Below are 15662 nucleotides of genomic sequence, written 5' to 3' on the forward strand. Positions count from 1 at the left end.
CCCCGCGGACTCACCTGACCTCGGCCGGGGAGATCTGCGACGTCCCGATCGCCGATCCGGTGGTGCCCCACTTCTTCAGGATGCGGTCGTAGGTCCCGTCGGCCTTGAGACCGTTGACCGCGGCCTGGAAGGCCGGCGCCAGCGGGGTGCCCTTCTTGAAGGCGAAGCCGACGTCGAGCCGCTTGTACTCGTTGAGGAAGCGCAGCCCGTCCAGCTGGGTCACGCCGTAGCGCAGCCCGTTGATCGTGCTCATCACGACATCGCTGCGGCCCTGCTGGAGCGAGATCCAGACCGCGGACGGATCGGAGTACGTCTTGACCTCGTACGGCTTCTTGCCCCCGTCGGCGCACAGGTGCTTGTTCTCCTCCAGGGTCGCCTCGAAGGTCGTGCCCGCCCCGGTGCCGACGGTCAGGCCGCAGAGCTGGGTGAGGCCGGTGACCTTCTTCAGATCGCTGTCGTCACGGACGGCGAAGCCCTGCCCGTCGTTGATGTAGGTGACGAAGTCGATCGTCCTCCTGCGCTCGTCCGTCACCCCGAAGTTGCCCGTGCCCAGGTCGTACTTGCCACTGCCGAGGGCCGGCAGGATCGCCTCGAAGGAGGCGACCTGCCGCTTCAGCTTCAGCCCCAGGGCCTTGGCCGCCGCGTCCGCGAAGTCGATGTCGGCCCCGGCGAGCGTCTTCCCGTCCTCCAGGTAGAAGGCGCCGGGAGGGGCTCCCGCGGCGGCCGCGATGGAGAGGGTGCCCGCGGCGCGCACCTTCCCGGGCAGCAGCTTCGCCGCGTCCTCGTTCTTCTTCACCCGCGAGACCACGTCGGCCGTCGGGATCTTCCCCTCGGCCGCGGATCCCGCTCCGGCCGGAGAGGTGGCGGGGTCACCCGACCCGCAGGCGCTGAGCGACAGTGCGGCCACGGTGATCAGTGCGAAGGCAGCGGTCTGCCTGGTTCGGGGCATGACGGAGTTACTCCGGATTCGTCGACCCCGCTCCGGGGCCAGGGCAGCACGGAGCGTCGGGGCGGGAGATCAGCTGTACGAGGGGAGGGCCGAGCCACGTCGTGTACGCGAAGGAACGCGGGAGGATCCGCTCCAGCGCCGGCAAGGGCGCGAGCGGGAAAAAAGGAGACGCAGGGGGTCAGCTCAACAGGAACAGGACCACACGCGACCGAAGTCGATGTGGGAGCGGGTGACCAGCCACTGCTGCGAATACATGGCCCAAGTGGAACAGGCATCCGGTGGCGCGTCAACTGAACCGAGACGTACGGCTCACACTGTGGACAAGCTTGACAACGGCACCGGGTGGCGCTTTTCTCGGAAGCGGACCGGTGCTGAGGGGCCCGGTCCACGTCGTGTTTCGCGCTGAAGGCACGCCCCGTGTTCGATCTCTGCATCCACGGAGCCTTCGCATGTCCGCGCAGACAGAAAACCCTGCCCCGTCACTTCCCGCCCCACCGGACGAGCACGCCGGGAAGGACGCCCATCGCATCGTCCCCGTACGCCGAACCGGCCAGTGGGCGGCGGCCGTTGCCGTCCTGCTCCTCCTCGGCGGAGTCCTGGTCTCGGTCGTCCGCAACGACGCCTTCCAGTGGGACGTCGTGGGCGCGTACCTCACGACCGATTCCGTGCTGCGCGGCCTCGGCCTCACCTTGTGGCTCACCGGCCTCGTCATGGTGCTCGGCTTCGCCCTCGGCACCCTGCTCGCCGTGTTCAGACTCTCCGGCAACCCCGTTCTCCAGGCGGTGAGCTGGGGCTACATCTGGCTGTTCAGGTCGACGCCGATCCTCGTCCAGCTGCTCTTCTGGTTCAACATCGGCGCCCTCTACCCGCGGATCCTCGGCGTCGACACGGTCAACCTCCTCAGCCCCATCGCCGTAGCCGTCATCGGCCTCACGCTCCACGAGGCCGCGTACGCCGCCGAGGTGGTCCGCGGCGGCATCCTGTCCGTCGAGCGCGGACAGCTGGAGGCGGCCCAGTCGCTCGGTCTCGGGCCCTGGCGCCGGTTCCGGCGGATCGTGCTGCCGCAGGCCATGCGCTCCATCGTGCCGCCCGCCGGGAACATGCTGATCGGGACGCTGAAGGGCACCTCGATCGTCAGCATCATCGCCGTGCAGGACCTGCTCTACTCCGTGCAGCTCGTCTACCACCGCACCTACGAGGTCATCCCGCTGCTGCTGGTGGCCACCCTCTGGTACGCCCTGATCACCTCGCTGCTCTCCATCGGCCAGTACTACGTCGAACGCCACTACGCTCGCGGCACGGCGGGTACCCGGTGAGCGACACCCCGACGCTCGTCGTCATAGGCGGCGGACCGCGCGGCACCGGCGTCATCGAACGCATAGCCGCCAACGCCGCCGAGCTGTACGGCGACCGGCCCCTGGACATCCACCTCGTCGACCCCTACCCGCCGGGCGGCGGCCGGATATGGCGGCAGGACCAGTCCCCGCTGCTCTGGATGAACTCCATGGCCGAGGACGTCACCATGTTCACCGACGACACCGTCCAGATGGACGGCCCGGTGAACCCCGGCCCCGCCCTGCACACCTGGGCCGCGGACGTCCGCGAGGGGCGGACCGTCATCTCCGCCGATCCCGGGGCCCTGGAGGAGATCCGCGGTCTTGACGGCCAGGGCTTCCCCAGCCGGCGGCTGCAGAGCGCCTATCTGCGCTGGGTGTACGGACAGGCCGTCGCCGCGCTCCCGCCCGGGGTCAGGGTCCACGAACACACCGGCCGCGCCCTGCGCGTCTCGGGGCCCCGCGACGGCCGGCAGCGCGTCCGGATCGAGGGCCGCGCCGAGCCGCTCGTCGCCGACCTCGTCGTCCTCACCGTCGGCCACCTCGACGCCGAACCGGACGCGGAACAGCAGGAGCTGTCCGCCTTCGCCGCACGTCACGGGCTGGTCCACCTGCCGCCCGACTTCACCGCCGACACCGATCTGTCGGCAGTGCCTGCGGGCGAGCCCGTCCTCGTACGGGGCTTCGGACTCGCCTTCATCGACCTGATGGTGCTGCTGACCGAGGGGCGCGGCGGACGGTACGAGGGCGGGGTCTACGTCCCCTCCGGCAGGGAGCCCGTCCTGTACGTCGGGTCACGGCGGGGCGTCCCGTACCACTCCAAGATCGGCTACCCCTGGCAGGGCGAACGGCCGCCCCTGCCCCGTCACTTCGGCAGTGCCCAGGTGGAGGAGATCGTGAACAGACCCGGCCCCGTGGACTACCGGCGTGACCTCTGGCCGCTGATCGCCAAGGAGCTGGGCCACGCCCACTACCACCGGCTCTTCACCGCCCACCCGGAGCGCACCGCCGTGGACCTGGGCGACTTCGAGGAGAAGTACGCCGTCGCCGAACCCGGCAGCCCCGAGCTCGCCGCGCTCGTCGCCTCGGCCGTCCCCGACCCGGCCGACCGGCTCGACCTCGACGCCCTCGACCACCCGCTCGACGGGGTACGCCACGCCACGTACGACTCACTGCAGGACGGGCTGCGCGCCTACATCACCGCCGATCTCGAACGTCGCCACGACCCCGCGCACAGCCCCGACCTCGCCGTGTTCCTCGGACTGCTCTCCGTGTACGGCCAGCTGGTCGGCGCCGGCGACATCGGCGTGCGCTGGCACGGCTTCTTCAGCTACCTCGCCTCGGGGCCCCCCGGGCCCCGGCTGCGCCAGCTCCTCGCCCTCTCGAAGGCCGGGGTCGTCCGCTTCCTCGGCGCCGGCATGACCGTCGAACCCGACGAGGGCCAGGGCGTGTTCCGCGCCCGCAGCACCACCGTGCCCGGGGCGTACACGGAGGCCCGGGCCCTGGTGGAGGCCCGGCTGCCCGACCCCTCGCTGCGCAGGACCCGCAGCCCGCTGCTGAGCGCGCTGTACGAGGACGGGGCGGCCGGCACCGACACGGGGCTGCTCTCCGTGGACCCCGCCGACAACCGGATCCTGGAGCTCGACGGCAGCCCGCACCCGCGCCGCTTCGCCCTCGGCCCCTGCACCACCGCGCGTGCCGGCGGCGCCTTCACCCGGCCGCGCACCGGCGGCCCGGCCTTCCGGCAGAACGACGCCACCGCCCGCACGGCCCTCGCGTTCCTGCGCGACCTCTCCTGTCGGGACCGCCTCACCGCGTGAGCACGGCGCCCCTGTCTCGCATCCTGTCGCAGAAGGAACCCACACCATGTCGCTGACCAGCGATCCGACCGTCGACCCGCACGCCGGGACCGACCCCGGCGAGGAAGTGGCCGTCCGCGACCACGACCACGACCACGCGGCCCTGAAGGTCGTCCCCCTGCGCCACCCGTGGCGCTGGGTGGCCGTCGCCGCCACGGCCGTGCTGCTCGCCCAGTTCCTGAACGGGCTTGTCACCAACCCCGGCTGGGAATGGGACGTCTTCGCCCGGTTCATCACCGCGGAAGCCATCCTGCACGCCGCCTGGGTCACCATCCAGCTGACCTTCTACGGCACGGTGACCGGCTTCGCGCTCGGCATCGTCCTGGCCTTCATGCGGCTGTCCGACAGCCCCTTCCTCAGAGGGGTCTCGTACGCCTACATCTGGGCGTTCCGCTCGATCCCTCTCATCGTCCAGCTGCTGTTCTGGTTCAACCTGGCGTACCTCTACAAGGAACTCGAGTTCGGTATCCCCTTCGGGCCCGGGTTCGTCTCCTTCGACACGATGAACCTCGTGGGCGCGATGAGCGCCGCCGTCCTCGGACTCGCCCTGCACCAGGCGGCGTACGCGGCGGAGATCGTCCGTGGCGGCGTACTGGCCGTGGACGGCGGTCAGTCGGAAGCAGCCGCCGCGCTCGGGATCCCACGGCTGCGGCAGCTGCGGCGCATCGTGCTGCCGCAGGCGATGCGCTCCATCCTGCCGAACGCCGCCAACGAGATCATCTCGCTCTTCAAGGGCACCTCGATCGTCTCCGTGATGGCGATCGGCGACCTCTTCTACCAGGTCCAGGTCGTCTACGGCCGCAACGGCCGGGTGGTTCCCCTGCTCATGGTCGCGACGGCCTGGTACATCCTCCTGACCACCCTGCTCTCCGTCCTCCAGCACCACGTCGAACGTCACTACGCCAAGGGGGCCGTGCGATGAGCGCACCCACGGAAGAATCCACCGGCTCCGGCCCCATGGTCGAGATCCGGTCCGTCCACAAGAGCTTCGGCCCGCTCGAGGTGCTCCGCGGCATCGACCTGTCCGTACGCGCGGGCGAGGTGACCGTCGTCCTCGGCCCCTCGGGGTCGGGGAAGTCCACCCTGCTGCGCACCATCAACCACCTGGAGAAGGTCGACCAGGGCTGGATCAGCGTCGACGGCACCCTCGTCGGCTACCGGAGGTCCGGCGACAAGCTGTACGAGCTGCGCGAGCGCGAGGTCCTGCGGCAGCGCACCAAGATCGGCTTCGTCTTCCAGAACTTCAACCTCTTCCCGCACCTCACCGTTCTCGAGAACGTCATCGAGGCCCCCGTCGCCGCGCTCGGCCGTCCGCGCAAGGACGCCGTCGCGGCGGCCGGGAAGCTCCTGGCACGGGTCGGGCTCGCCGACAAGGCAGGCGCCTACCCCAAGCAGCTCTCCGGCGGCCAGCAGCAGCGTGTCGCGATCGCCCGCGCCCTCGCCCTGGAACCGAGACTGCTGCTCTTCGACGAGCCGACCTCGGCGCTGGACCCCGAGCTCGTCGGCGAGGTCCTCGACGTCATCAAGGACCTGGCCCGCGGGGGCACCACGATGATCGTCGTCACGCACGAGATCGGTTTCGCCCGCGAGGTCGCCGACACCGTCGTCTTCATGGACGAGGGACGGATCGTCGAACAGGGCCCGCCCGCAGACGTACTCGACCGCCCGGTGCAGGAGCGCACCCGCGCCTTCCTCTCCAAGGTCCTCTGACCCATGTCCCCGGACCCGTCCCCGCGACCGTTCCCGCACCCGAGGAGCCACCACGTGTCCGTCCGCCGCACCCTCACCGCAGTCCTCGCCACGCTCACCGCCGCCGGCCTGCTCACCGCGTGCGGCGGCAGCGACGCCGTCGAGGACGTGATCGGCGCCGAGGGGCAGAAGGACACCGGTGTCAACATCGGCCCCGACCAGAACCGGATCAGAGGCAAGAAGGTGGACGCCGTCGCGGCCGAGGTGCCGGCCGCGATCCGCGAACGCGGCACGCTGCGGATCGGCGGCAGCGCCGACAGCACGCCGCCACTCGGCTTCTACGCGACCGACGACAAGACCCGGATCGGCGTCGAGATCGACCTGGCGACGCTGGTCGCCGACACCCTCGGACTCAAGCCGGTGTTCGAACAGGTCTCCTGGGAGAACCTCTTCGTCGGCCTCGACAGCTCCAAGTTCGACGCGGTCCTCTCCAACGTCACCGTGACCGAGGAGCGCAAGGAGAAGTACGACTTCGCCACCTACCGGCTCGACAACATCGCCTTCGAGGCGAAGAAGGGATCCGGCTGGAAGGTGAACGGCCCCGCCGACGTGGCGGGGAAGACCATCGCCGTCGCCTCCGGCACCAACCAGGAGAAGATCCTCGTCGAGTGGGACGAGGAGAACGTCAAGGCCGGCCGGAAGCCGGTGGAGATCAAGTACTTCCAGAACACCACCGATTACCACATCGCCCTCCAGTCGGGCCGCATCGACGCCTACTTCGGCCCGAGTCCCTCGGCCAACTACCACGTCGCGTCGGCCGGCCGGTCCGAGGTCGTCGGCACGCTCTCGGGCGGGGGCGACGCCGTCCAGGGGAAGATCGCCGCCACCACGAAGAAGGGCAGCGGCCTGGTCGAGGCGTACGGCGCCGCGATCGACCACATCATCCAGGACGGCTCGTACGCGAAGGTGCTGAAGCGCTGGGGCCTGACCGACGAGGCCGTAGAGAAGTCGGAGATCAACCCGCCCGGCCTCCCCAAGACCGAGAACTGACCCGAGAGGTCCCCCATGTCCGCCACCAGGCCACTCCACCTCGCCGCCGAGATCGGAGGCCCCCCGCGCTACGCCGCGGGTTCCCACGTCACGCTCGCGCGCCTCGCCGAAGGGGGAGCGCTCGACTACGTCACCCTGAGCGACTCCTTCGGCCGCCCGGGTCCCGACGCGCTCGCCGTGCTGGCCCGCGTCGCCCCGGCCACCACGCGGATCGGTCTCGTACCGACCGTCACCACCACCCACACCGAGCCCTTCCACGTCTCGTCCGCCGTCGCCACCCTCGACTGGGTCAGCAAGGGCCGGGCCGGGTGGCAGGCCGACGTGTCGACGACCGAGGCCGAGGCCCGGCTGTTCGGCCGGCGGTCCGCCGCACCCGCCGGCGCCCTGTGGCAGGAGGCGGGGGAGGTCGCCGACGTCGGGGCCCGCCTGTGGGACAGCTGGGAGGACGACGCCGAGATCAGGGACGTCGCCACCGGCCGCTTCATCGACCGCGACAGGCTGCACTACGTCGACTTCGAGGGCAGCACCTTCTCCGTCCGGGGCCCGGCCATCGTGCCCCGGCCGCCGCAGGGCCGGCCCGTCACCGTCATCGACGGCACCAGCGGCCCAGCCCGGGAGACCGCCGCGCGGTACGCCGACGTCGTCCACGTACGGGCGACCTCGCCCGAACAGGCGGCCGCGCTCCGCGACGACCTGCGCCGGAGTGCCGCGGCCCACGGCCGGGACCCCGACAGCCTGCGGATCCTGGTCGCCCTCACCGTCGATCTCGGGGACGCCGAGAAGGCACCCGAACCCGGTCTGGAGAGCGGTCCGCAGCTCGCCGCTCGGGGGACCTACTTCCGGGGCGGCCCGGTCGACCTCGCCGAACTCATCACCCGGTGGCACCGGGGCGGAGCCGTGGACGGCTTCCACCTCACCCCCATCACACCCGAGCGCGACCTGGAGAGGATCGTCAACGGGACGGTGGCCCTGCTCCAGCACCGCAGCCTGTTCCGCACCTTCTACCCGGGCGGCACACTGCGCGAGCACCTCGGCCTCGGCCGGCCCGCCAACCGCCACACGCTCGCGAGGACCTCAGGGGGCCGTTCATGAAGCAGATGCATCTCGCCGCCCACTTCCCGGGCGTCAACAGCACCACGGTGTGGACCGACCCGCGCTCCCGGAGCCAGATCGACTTCTCCTCGTTCGAGCACCTGGCGAGGACCGCGGAGCGCGGGAAGTTCGACTTCTTCTTCCTCGCGGAAGGGCTGCGGCTGCGCGAGCACAACGGCCGCATCCACGACCTGGACGTGGTCGGCCGCCCCGAGTCCCTCACCGTCCTGAACGCCCTGGCCGCCGTCACCGAACGCCTGGGGCTCGCCGCCACGGTCAACGCCACCTTCAACGAGCCGTACGAACTCGCCCGGCGTCTCGCCACGCTCGACCACCTCAGTGACGGGCGTGCCGCATGGAACGTGGTGACCTCGTCCGACGCCTTCACCGGCGAGAACTTCCGCCGCGGCGGCTACCTCGACCGGGCCGACCGGTACACCCGCGCGGCCGAATTCGTCTCCACCGCACGGGAACTGTGGGACTCCTGGACACCGGAGGGCGACTCGCGGCCGTTCGCGCACTCGGGGCAGCACTTCGACATCTCCGGGGAGTTCACCGTCCCGCGCTCCCCGCAGGGGCACCCGGTCGTCATCCAGGCCGGGGACTCCGACGAGGGCAGGGAGTTCGCCGCGTCCGCCGCCGACGTCATCTTCACCCGGCACGGCACCCTGGAGGCCGGCCGGCGGTTCTACGCCGACGTCAAGGCGCGGCTCGCCAAATACGGCAGACAGCCCGGTGACCTGAAGATCATGCCCGGGGTCACCGTCGTCCTCGGCGACACCGACGCCGAGGCCCAGCAGAACGCCGCCGAGATCCGCCACCAGCAGGTGTCGCCGCAGAACGCGATCCTCGCCCTCGAACAGATCTGGGGCCGCGACCTCTCCTCGTACGACCCCGACGGGCCCCTTCCCGACATCGACCCCGACCCGGCGTCGGACCTGGTCCAGGGCAGGGTCCGGGTCGCGGACCCGCTGGCCGCGGCCGCGCGATGGCGGGAGCTCTCCGAGGCGAAGGGGCTGTCCATCCGGCAGACGGCCATCGAGGCCACGGCCCGGCAGTCCTTCATCGGTTCCCCCGCGACGGTCGCCGCCGAACTGGAGACGTTCGTCGCCACCGACGCGGCCGACGGCTTCATCCTCGTACCGCATCTCACCCCGGGCGGCCTCGACGGCTTCGTCGACCGGGTCGTCCCGCTCCTCCAGGAGCGCGGGGCCTTCCGCACCGAATACACCGGCTCCACGCTGAGGTCGCACCTCGGCCTGGCCCGGCCCGTATGGAAAAGTTGACCGCATGAGCACGGACGCACAGCAGGACAGCGAGGAGTTCCACGCCTGGCAGCGCTGGCACGAGCGGCGCATCGTCGCCGTGGCCGCGCCGCACGGCCCGCTCTCCCTCACCGGCACCCACTGGCTCGCCGACCACCCGGAGGGTCGAATTCCGGCCGTGCCCGGTCAGTGGCGCGAGGAGGGCGGCGAGGTGGTGCTCACCGCCACCCCCGAGGACGGGCTGACCGTCGACACGAAGCCGCTGTCGGGCGAGGTCCGCCTCGGCGCCGACCGGGGCCCCATCGACACCTCCCGGGTGGCGCAGGGGGAGCGCCGCCTGGTCGTGCTGAGCCGTGAAGGCCTGTGGGCCGTAAGGGACTTCGACCCCCAGTCTCCGGCCAGGCACGCCTTCCGGAGCATCGACGCCACCCCGTACGACCCGAAGTGGTCGCTGGACGGCACCTTCCGGCCGTACGACTCCGACCGGACCGTCCGCGTCGAGAACGCCGACGGGCGCCGGCGGGGGCTGGGGCTCGCGGGCGAGATCGACTTCACCCTGGACGGCACCGAGCACACCCTCCAGGTGGCGGTCGAGCCCGACGGTTCGCTCTGGGCCGTCTTCGCCGACGCCACCAGCGGGAACGGCAGCTACCGCTTCCGCTTCCTGAGGCCTCCGGCGCCCGACGCGGAAGGCCGGGTGCACGTCGACTTCAACCGCACCCTGCTGCCGCCGTGTGCCTTCGCCGACCACTTCATCTGCCCCTTCCCGCCACCGGGCAACACCCTCACCGTGGCGGTCCCCGCGGGGGAGCGGATCCGTATCGACGGCTGAACCGCCCCACCCCCGGACGCGAGGCGAAGGCTGCCCCGTCAGCACCGCCGGCCCCGGTGGCCCCAGGGCTGCCGGGGCCCGCCACACCGCGCCCGCCCCGCGTCCGAAAAGGCATCCTTGCGCGCCCTCCTGACGCCCCCTGATACTCCCGAGCAGCGCCCGTCAGGAGTACGACACATCCGGAATTCGAACGTTTTTCGGAACCGTGTCGTGCTCCATGACCGCGCCTCACGGGCCCGGCCACCCCACAGGCGGACCCCCGACTCCCCTCGGGAGGAATGAAAAGTGAGGATCAAGCGCACCAACCCCCGCAGCGGCAGCACCGCGAGACGCACCCGGATCACAGCCGTCTCCGCCGGCCTCGTCGCCGTCGCCGCCCTCGCCGTCCCGGCGGCCAACGCCGACCAGGCCGGAACATACGGCGCCGACCAGCTCAGAGCGGCCGGAGAGGCCGTACTCGACGCCGACATCGCCGGCACCGCGTGGAACGTCGACCCGGCGACCGGACGGGTCGTCGTCACCGTGGACAGCACCGTCTCGCAGTCGGAGATCAACCGGATCAAGGAGTCCGCCGGTGCCGACGCGGGCGCCCTGCGCATCGAACGCACCCCTGGAAAGTTCACCAAGCTGATCTCGGGCGGCGACGCCGTCTACGCCTCCAGCTGGCGCTGCTCCCTCGGCTTCAACGTCCGCAGCGGCAGCACCTACTACTTCCTGACGGCAGGTCACTGCACCGACGGCGCCGGGACCTGGTGGTCCGACTCGGCCCACACCACGGTCCTCGGCACGACCACGGGATCGAGCTTCCCGACCAACGACTACGGCATCGTCCGCTACACCAACACCTCGGTCACCAAGTCCGGCACCGTCGGCAGCCAGGACATCACCAGCGCGGCCAACGCCACCGTCGGCATGTCCGTCACCCGGCGCGGCTCCACCACCGGCACCCACAGCGGCACCGTCACCGGCCTCAACGCCACGGTCAACTACGGCAGTGGCGACATCGTCTACGGCATGATCCGCACCAATGTGTGCGCCGAACCCGGCGACTCCGGCGGTCCCCTCTACTCGGGCACCCGGGCGATCGGTCTCACCTCCGGGGGCAGCGGCAACTGCAGCTCCGGCGGGACGACCTTCTTCCAGCCGGTCACCGAAGCACTCAGCGCGTACGGCGTCAGCGTGTTCTGACCCGGCCGGGCACCGCCGCACTCCCGTGAGCCCCCGCCGATCCCCGGCGGGGGCTCCCTTTCGGCCCGCTGCTCTTGAGAGGATGTGGGGACGGTCGGTCGCAGAGGTACCACGGGGGGCGGACGCCGCGCGGTCCGGAGGGATGCCTTCCGGGAGCCCCCGCAGACACCAGGGGGTTCAGGTCCGTGAAACGCATCGGAGTGACCGGTCACCGTTCCATCCCCCGGGAGGCCCAGGAGCATGTGCTGGAGGGGCTGAGGGCGGCACTGTGCGGACACGAGGGATCCCTGGAGGCGCTCTCGAGCCTGGCGGTCGGGGCGGACCAGCTCTTCGCCGACCTCGCACTGGCCCAGGGCGCGGAGCTGACCGTGGTCATCCCCAGCGGGGACTACGAGGAGGGCTTCGCCGACGAGGAGGACCTCGCGCGCTACCGGACGCTCAAGGCCCGGGCCGCCCGCGAGATCCGGCTGGACTTCGCGCACTCCACCGACGAGGCCTACTACGCGGCGGGCGCCTGGATCGCCGACCACTGCGACCGGCTGATCGCGGTCTGGGACGGCATGCCCGCACGGGGCCTCGGAGGCACCGGCGACATCGTGACGTACGCCCGCAGCCTCGGCCGGCCGGTCACCGTCATCTGGCGCGACGGCGTGGAGCGCGGCTGAGCCCACGCGCACTCACATCCGGTGCCTGACCAGCCAGTCCGTATGCTCGGGCGAGACGATCCGCTCGGTCTCGAAGACGGCGGCCGCCCACTGCCGTTCGGTGAGGGTGGTCTCCATCGCGGCCTGCATGTTCTCCAGGTCGTCCTCGACCAGGGAGTGCGCGGTCACCAGAGGATGGTGCCGGCGCATCTCGTTCCAGGCGAGGCAGGCGGCGGCCGCGGCGGAGAACGTCCCGGTGAGCGCGAACGACCCGGCACCGCCGAAGGTCTGCAGCACGGCGAGGACCAGCGCCGGGAGCGTCAGCGCGGCGATGGTGCTGGACCAGACGAGCGCACCGCGCCGCGACACCAGCCTGCGCCTGCGGTACCAGCGCCGCTGCTCGATCAGCCGGTCCCGGACGTACGTCTCCTTGCGTACGGTGAACGCCTTCTCCCGCAACTCCCGCATGGACGCGGTGATGATACCGCCGCCCGAGTCCGCCAGCTCCTCCCTCGGATCGTCCCACCCCACCTTCCGTAACTCCTGGAGCCCTTCCTCGAGCCGGCTGGCGAACACCGCCTCGGGGTGCTGGACGGACGAGTCGAAGGGGGAGCCGTGGACCGCGTAGCGCCAGCAGTTCGACTTGATGAACTCCGCTGCCGAGCGGTTGAGTTGCCAGTGCGACTTTGCTTTGCGCCGGGAGCCGAGGTAGGTCGTGATCAGGACACCGAGGTAGGCCAACACCGCGATACCATTGAGGAGTTGGATACCGGAACCGATCTCGGCGTGCCAGGGCAGGGCGGCGGGCACGGTGCCCAGGACGAGCAGGACGAGCTGGCCGCGGGTGGTGTTGACCGCCTCGCGCTGGCGTGCGACGGCCACGGCGTCGGTGTGGTGGAAGAGTGCGGGCAGATCAGCGCTCCTGAAGACCATGCTCTGCAGCGGTCCTGGAATCGCCGTCATGATCACCCCTGTATTCGATGTAGTGGTCACCCCGGGCGGTGCGTGAATGGGTTATGGCCCATTTGGAGTAATCCCGCAAATCACTCGGGTTACGGCTGTACGAGTCGAGTTGCACACCGGGGCCATGAGAGTAAAGTCGTGCCGCCGGACACTGCAATGGTGCAGGTGCCGGTGCTGTTTCCGTGTCCGGAACGAGCCCATCAAGGACGGCCGTGAAGACCTACGAATCCACCCCGAGCTTCGCTGCCGCGAAGCGTCGTGTGCCGCTTGCGAAGATCGACGCATCCGGCAGTGCAGCAGCAGAGAAGATGGGCCGGGTGCTCGCGACGGCAGGCGGCCGCCCGACACAGATCTCGACATTCAACTCCTCGCTGTAGGAACAGCGGGGCCGCCGCTGCCGTAAAGCTGTAAGAATTCCACCCGTTCGGCCGATCGGCCACTGTGGCCCGTCGTCCGGATTCGCGGCGCGGCTGGACTAGAGTGGTGGAATGACAGGCCCCGCGGTCCCGTTCCGCGAAATCGTTCTGAAGGTTCACAGCAGGTGTGACCTAGCCTGCGATCATTGCTATGTCTACGAACATGCTGATCAGAGCTGGAGAACCCGGCCGAAGACTGTTTCTGATCACGTCATCTCCAGAACGGCGCAGCGCCTCGCTGAGCACGCGAAGACACACGCACTGCCCTCCGTGTCAGTGATCCTGCACGGAGGGGAGCCTCTGCTCGCGGGACCCGCCCGACTGCGGCGCGTCTGTGAGGAGTTCGGGTCGGCCCTGGCGGGCGTCGCCGAGCTGGACCTCCGGATCCACACCAACGGCCTTCAGCTCAGTCCCCGGTATCTGGACCTCTTCGACGAGTTCGACGTCAAGGTGGGTATCTCCCTCGACGGCGACCGTACGGCCAACGACCGGCACCGGCGATTCGCCGACGGACGCAGCAGCCACCCCCTCGTGCTGAAGGCGGTCGAGCTCCTCCGGCAGGATCGCTACCGTCATCTCAACCTCGGTCTCCTGTGCACCGTCGACATCGAGAACGACCCGCACGCGGTGCTGGACGCCCTGGTGGCACTCGATCCTCCGCTCATCGACTTCCTCCTCCCGCACGCCACATGGGACGAGCCGCCGCCCCGCCCGGACGGATCGCCCACCGCCTATGCCGAGTGGCTCCTCGCGGTCTTCGACCGCTGGCAGGAGGAGGGGAGCCCGGTGCCGGTGCGCCTGTTCTCCTCGGTGCTCTCCACGCTGAGCGGCGGCCCCAGTCTCACCGAGTCCCTGGGGCTCGCCCCCGCGGACCTGGTGGTCGTCGAGACGGACGGTCAGCTGGAACAGGTCGACTCCCTCAAAAGCGCCTACGAGGGCGCCGCGGCCACCGGGTTCGACGTGTTCTCGCACTCCTTCGACGACGTCGCCGCCCACCCCGGGGTCCGGGCGCGGCAGCTCGGTCTGGCAGGTGTCAGCGAGACGTGCCGCCGGTGCCCCGTCGTGCGCTCCTGCGGCGGCGGGCTCTACACCCACCGCTACAGCTCGGCGAACGACTTCGACAACCCGTCGGTCTACTGCGCCGACCTGGAGGCGCTGGTGCGGGGCGTCCAGGCGCGCACGAGCGCGGCCGCCGTGTCCCCGGCCCTGGCCGACCGGCGTGAACTGGCCGCCGAGCAGCACGACCTGACCCGCACACTCCTCGCCGGCCTCCACGAGGCGCTGGACGGCCGTGGCGGAGCCCGGTGGGACGAGGCCTGGGGGCTCGCGGGTGTTCTGGAGTCCTCCGGTGAGGGCGCCGCCGGGCTCGACCGCGTCATGGCGCACCCCTACACGCGTACGTGGCTGCTGGACGTCCTGGAAGGCCTGCACGCCGAACGCCCCGAAGCCGTCGGCCAGGCGCTGCGGCTGCCGGCGTACGTCGCGGCTGCCGCGGTGCGGTCCGGTCGCGGCCTGGAGGTGCCCTGTGACTACCGGGACGGCAGGCTCTTCCTTCCCACCCTCGGCGAGCTGCGGGTCGCCGGACCGGGCGGGACGGGACGGGTTCTCGTACGAGCCCTCGGTGAGGGGTTCGCGGTCCGGCGTGAGGGCGGCGGTGAACGGATCGTCGCGAGCGAGGCGGAGGGGCCCGACTGGCTCCCGGTGCGGCACTTCGCGGCGGGGCGCGCGCCCCGGCTCGCCCTCGACGACCTGGACCCGTACAGGGACTGCTTCGACGCCCCTGCCGCGCCCCGCCTGAGCCCGGCGGACGCGGAGGCCTGGGCCGAAGGCGTCGGCCGGGCGTGGGAGCTGCTGGAACGGGCCGCGCCACGCCAGGCGGCGGACGCCGCGGAGAGCCTGACCACGCTGACCCCGCTCGTCGCCGGTCGCAACACGAAGCGGCCGCACGGCCACGGGGCCGTCGGACTCGTGTGGACCGAGGACGCCCGGGAGCTCGCCCTCGCGCTGCTGCGCGGTCTGCGACGGGCCAGGCTGCGGGCGCTCCTGGACGTCACGGATCTCTACGCGCTGGACGGAGCCTGGGAATACCGGCTGCCCTGGGACCGGAATGCGAAGGTCCCCTTTTCCGGACTTCTGGCCGGCACGTACGAACGTGTGGGACTTTCCCTCCTCGTTCCCGGATTCATGGACGGAGTGCCCGAGGCACTCGACATGATGGACGGGGCGGCCGAACCCACTGTCGGAGGAATGCGGTTGCTGGGGTCGCTCCGTGACGAGGCGAGAGGTGTACATGGGACAAGTGGGATGAACGTCCTCATGAATGCCGTGGATCAAGAACCTGTTCGATGATTCCTGGGTATGGATGACTGAAAAGCGGCGTT

The 15662-nt window shown here is 70.6% G+C and carries 14 protein-coding genes; 12 read left to right on the forward strand and 2 right to left on the reverse strand.

The window, feature by feature from the left end:
• Nucleotides 1-10: 10 nt before the first annotated feature.
• Complete coding sequence (locus ACIQM3_RS30050; protein ID WP_401629919.1) at nucleotides 11-949, reverse strand: transporter substrate-binding domain-containing protein; 939 nt, start codon at nucleotides 947-949, stop codon at nucleotides 11-13.
• A 449-nt stretch (nucleotides 950-1398) separates the two neighbouring features.
• Here ACIQM3_RS30050 and ACIQM3_RS30055 point away from each other — a divergent pair, with 449 nt between their 5' ends.
• From ACIQM3_RS30055 to ACIQM3_RS30100, 10 genes are all read left to right on the forward strand, one after another.
• Nucleotides 1399-2265 (forward strand): amino acid ABC transporter permease, encoded by an 867-nt coding sequence (locus ACIQM3_RS30055; RefSeq protein WP_401629921.1) that lies wholly within the window; start codon nucleotides 1399-1401, stop codon nucleotides 2263-2265.
• Nucleotides 2262-4103 carry an FAD/NAD(P)-binding protein gene (locus ACIQM3_RS30060; protein ID WP_401629923.1) on the forward strand — a complete coding sequence of 614 codons (1842 nt, stop codon included), beginning with the start codon at nucleotides 2262-2264 and terminating at the stop codon, nucleotides 4101-4103. The genes ACIQM3_RS30055 and ACIQM3_RS30060 overlap by 4 nt, the downstream gene beginning before the upstream one ends.
• Nucleotides 4104-4149: 46 nt before the next feature.
• Nucleotides 4150-5064, forward strand: coding sequence for an amino acid ABC transporter permease (locus ACIQM3_RS30065; RefSeq protein ID WP_401629926.1), 915 nt, complete (start codon nucleotides 4150-4152; stop codon nucleotides 5062-5064).
• Nucleotides 5065-5099: 35 nt separating this feature from the next.
• On the forward strand, nucleotides 5100-5852 hold the full coding sequence (locus ACIQM3_RS30070) for an amino acid ABC transporter ATP-binding protein (protein ID WP_401630603.1): 753 nt from the start codon (nucleotides 5100-5102) through the stop codon (nucleotides 5850-5852).
• A 54-nt stretch (nucleotides 5853-5906) separates the two neighbouring features.
• The gene (locus ACIQM3_RS30075; RefSeq protein ID WP_401629928.1) at nucleotides 5907-6881 is read left to right on the forward strand and encodes an ABC transporter substrate-binding protein; all 975 of its coding nucleotides are present in this window, start codon (nucleotides 5907-5909) and stop codon (nucleotides 6879-6881) included.
• A gap of 15 nt (nucleotides 6882-6896) precedes the next feature.
• Nucleotides 6897-7973, forward strand: coding sequence for an LLM class flavin-dependent oxidoreductase (locus ACIQM3_RS30080; RefSeq protein ID WP_401629931.1), 1077 nt, complete (start codon nucleotides 6897-6899; stop codon nucleotides 7971-7973).
• Nucleotides 7970-9259 carry an NtaA/DmoA family FMN-dependent monooxygenase gene (locus ACIQM3_RS30085; RefSeq protein ID WP_401629934.1) on the forward strand — a complete coding sequence of 430 codons (1290 nt, stop codon included), beginning with the start codon at nucleotides 7970-7972 and terminating at the stop codon, nucleotides 9257-9259. Before ACIQM3_RS30080 ends, ACIQM3_RS30085 begins: the two co-directional genes overlap by 4 nt.
• Before the next feature lie 4 nt (nucleotides 9260-9263).
• Nucleotides 9264-10070 (forward strand): DUF1684 domain-containing protein, encoded by an 807-nt coding sequence (locus tag ACIQM3_RS30090; RefSeq protein ID WP_401629936.1) that lies wholly within the window; start codon nucleotides 9264-9266, stop codon nucleotides 10068-10070.
• Between the two features lie 285 nt (nucleotides 10071-10355).
• Nucleotides 10356-11258 (forward strand): S1 family peptidase, encoded by a 903-nt coding sequence (locus tag ACIQM3_RS30095; protein WP_401629938.1) that lies wholly within the window; start codon nucleotides 10356-10358, stop codon nucleotides 11256-11258.
• Between the two features lie 185 nt (nucleotides 11259-11443).
• Entirely contained in the window at nucleotides 11444-11923 is a 480-nt protein-coding gene (locus ACIQM3_RS30100; protein WP_401629940.1) for a hypothetical protein, read from the forward strand.
• A gap of 12 nt (nucleotides 11924-11935) precedes the next feature.
• Here ACIQM3_RS30100 and ACIQM3_RS30105 read toward each other — a convergent pair whose 3' ends face one another.
• Nucleotides 11936-12865 (reverse strand): DUF4231 domain-containing protein, encoded by a 930-nt coding sequence (locus ACIQM3_RS30105; protein WP_401629942.1) that lies wholly within the window; start codon nucleotides 12863-12865, stop codon nucleotides 11936-11938.
• Between the two features lie 212 nt (nucleotides 12866-13077).
• Between ACIQM3_RS30105 and fxsA the strand changes: the two genes are divergently transcribed.
• On the forward strand, nucleotides 13078-13242 hold the full coding sequence (fxsA, locus tag ACIQM3_RS30110) for an FxSxx-COOH cyclophane-containing RiPP peptide (RefSeq protein WP_401629943.1): 165 nt from the start codon (nucleotides 13078-13080) through the stop codon (nucleotides 13240-13242).
• Between the two features lie 111 nt (nucleotides 13243-13353).
• Complete coding sequence (fxsBH, locus tag ACIQM3_RS30115) at nucleotides 13354-15630, forward strand: radical SAM/SPASM protein FxsBH, inactivated beta-hydroxylase extension form (protein ID WP_401629945.1); 2277 nt, start codon at nucleotides 13354-13356, stop codon at nucleotides 15628-15630.
• Nucleotides 15631-15662: the final 32 nt, after the last annotated feature.

It is taken from the genome of Streptomyces sp. NPDC091271 (assembly GCF_044757505.1).
GTDB lineage: Bacteria > Actinomycetota > Actinomycetes > Streptomycetales > Streptomycetaceae > Streptomyces.

Excerpts from the sequence above, each read along its gene's own strand:
- ACIQM3_RS30050 (WP_401629919.1), bottom strand. The coding sequence starts at position 949 with ATGCCCCGAACCAGGCAGACCGCTGCCTTCGCACTGATCACCGTGGCC.
- ACIQM3_RS30055 (WP_401629921.1), top strand. The coding sequence starts at position 1,399 with ATGTCCGCGCAGACAGAAAACCCTGCCCCGTCACTTCCCGCCCCACCG.
- ACIQM3_RS30065 (WP_401629926.1), top strand. The coding sequence starts at position 4,150 with ATGTCGCTGACCAGCGATCCGACCGTCGACCCGCACGCCGGGACCGAC.
- ACIQM3_RS30070 (WP_401630603.1), top strand. The coding sequence starts at position 5,100 with ATGGTCGAGATCCGGTCCGTCCACAAGAGCTTCGGCCCGCTCGAGGTG.
- ACIQM3_RS30080 (WP_401629931.1), top strand. The coding sequence starts at position 6,897 with ATGTCCGCCACCAGGCCACTCCACCTCGCCGCCGAGATCGGAGGCCCC.
- ACIQM3_RS30085 (WP_401629934.1), top strand. The coding sequence starts at position 7,970 with ATGAAGCAGATGCATCTCGCCGCCCACTTCCCGGGCGTCAACAGCACC.
- ACIQM3_RS30090 (WP_401629936.1), top strand. The coding sequence starts at position 9,264 with ATGAGCACGGACGCACAGCAGGACAGCGAGGAGTTCCACGCCTGGCAG.
- ACIQM3_RS30105 (WP_401629942.1), bottom strand. The coding sequence starts at position 12,865 with ATGACGGCGATTCCAGGACCGCTGCAGAGCATGGTCTTCAGGAGCGCT.
- fxsBH (WP_401629945.1), top strand. The coding sequence starts at position 13,354 with ATGACAGGCCCCGCGGTCCCGTTCCGCGAAATCGTTCTGAAGGTTCAC.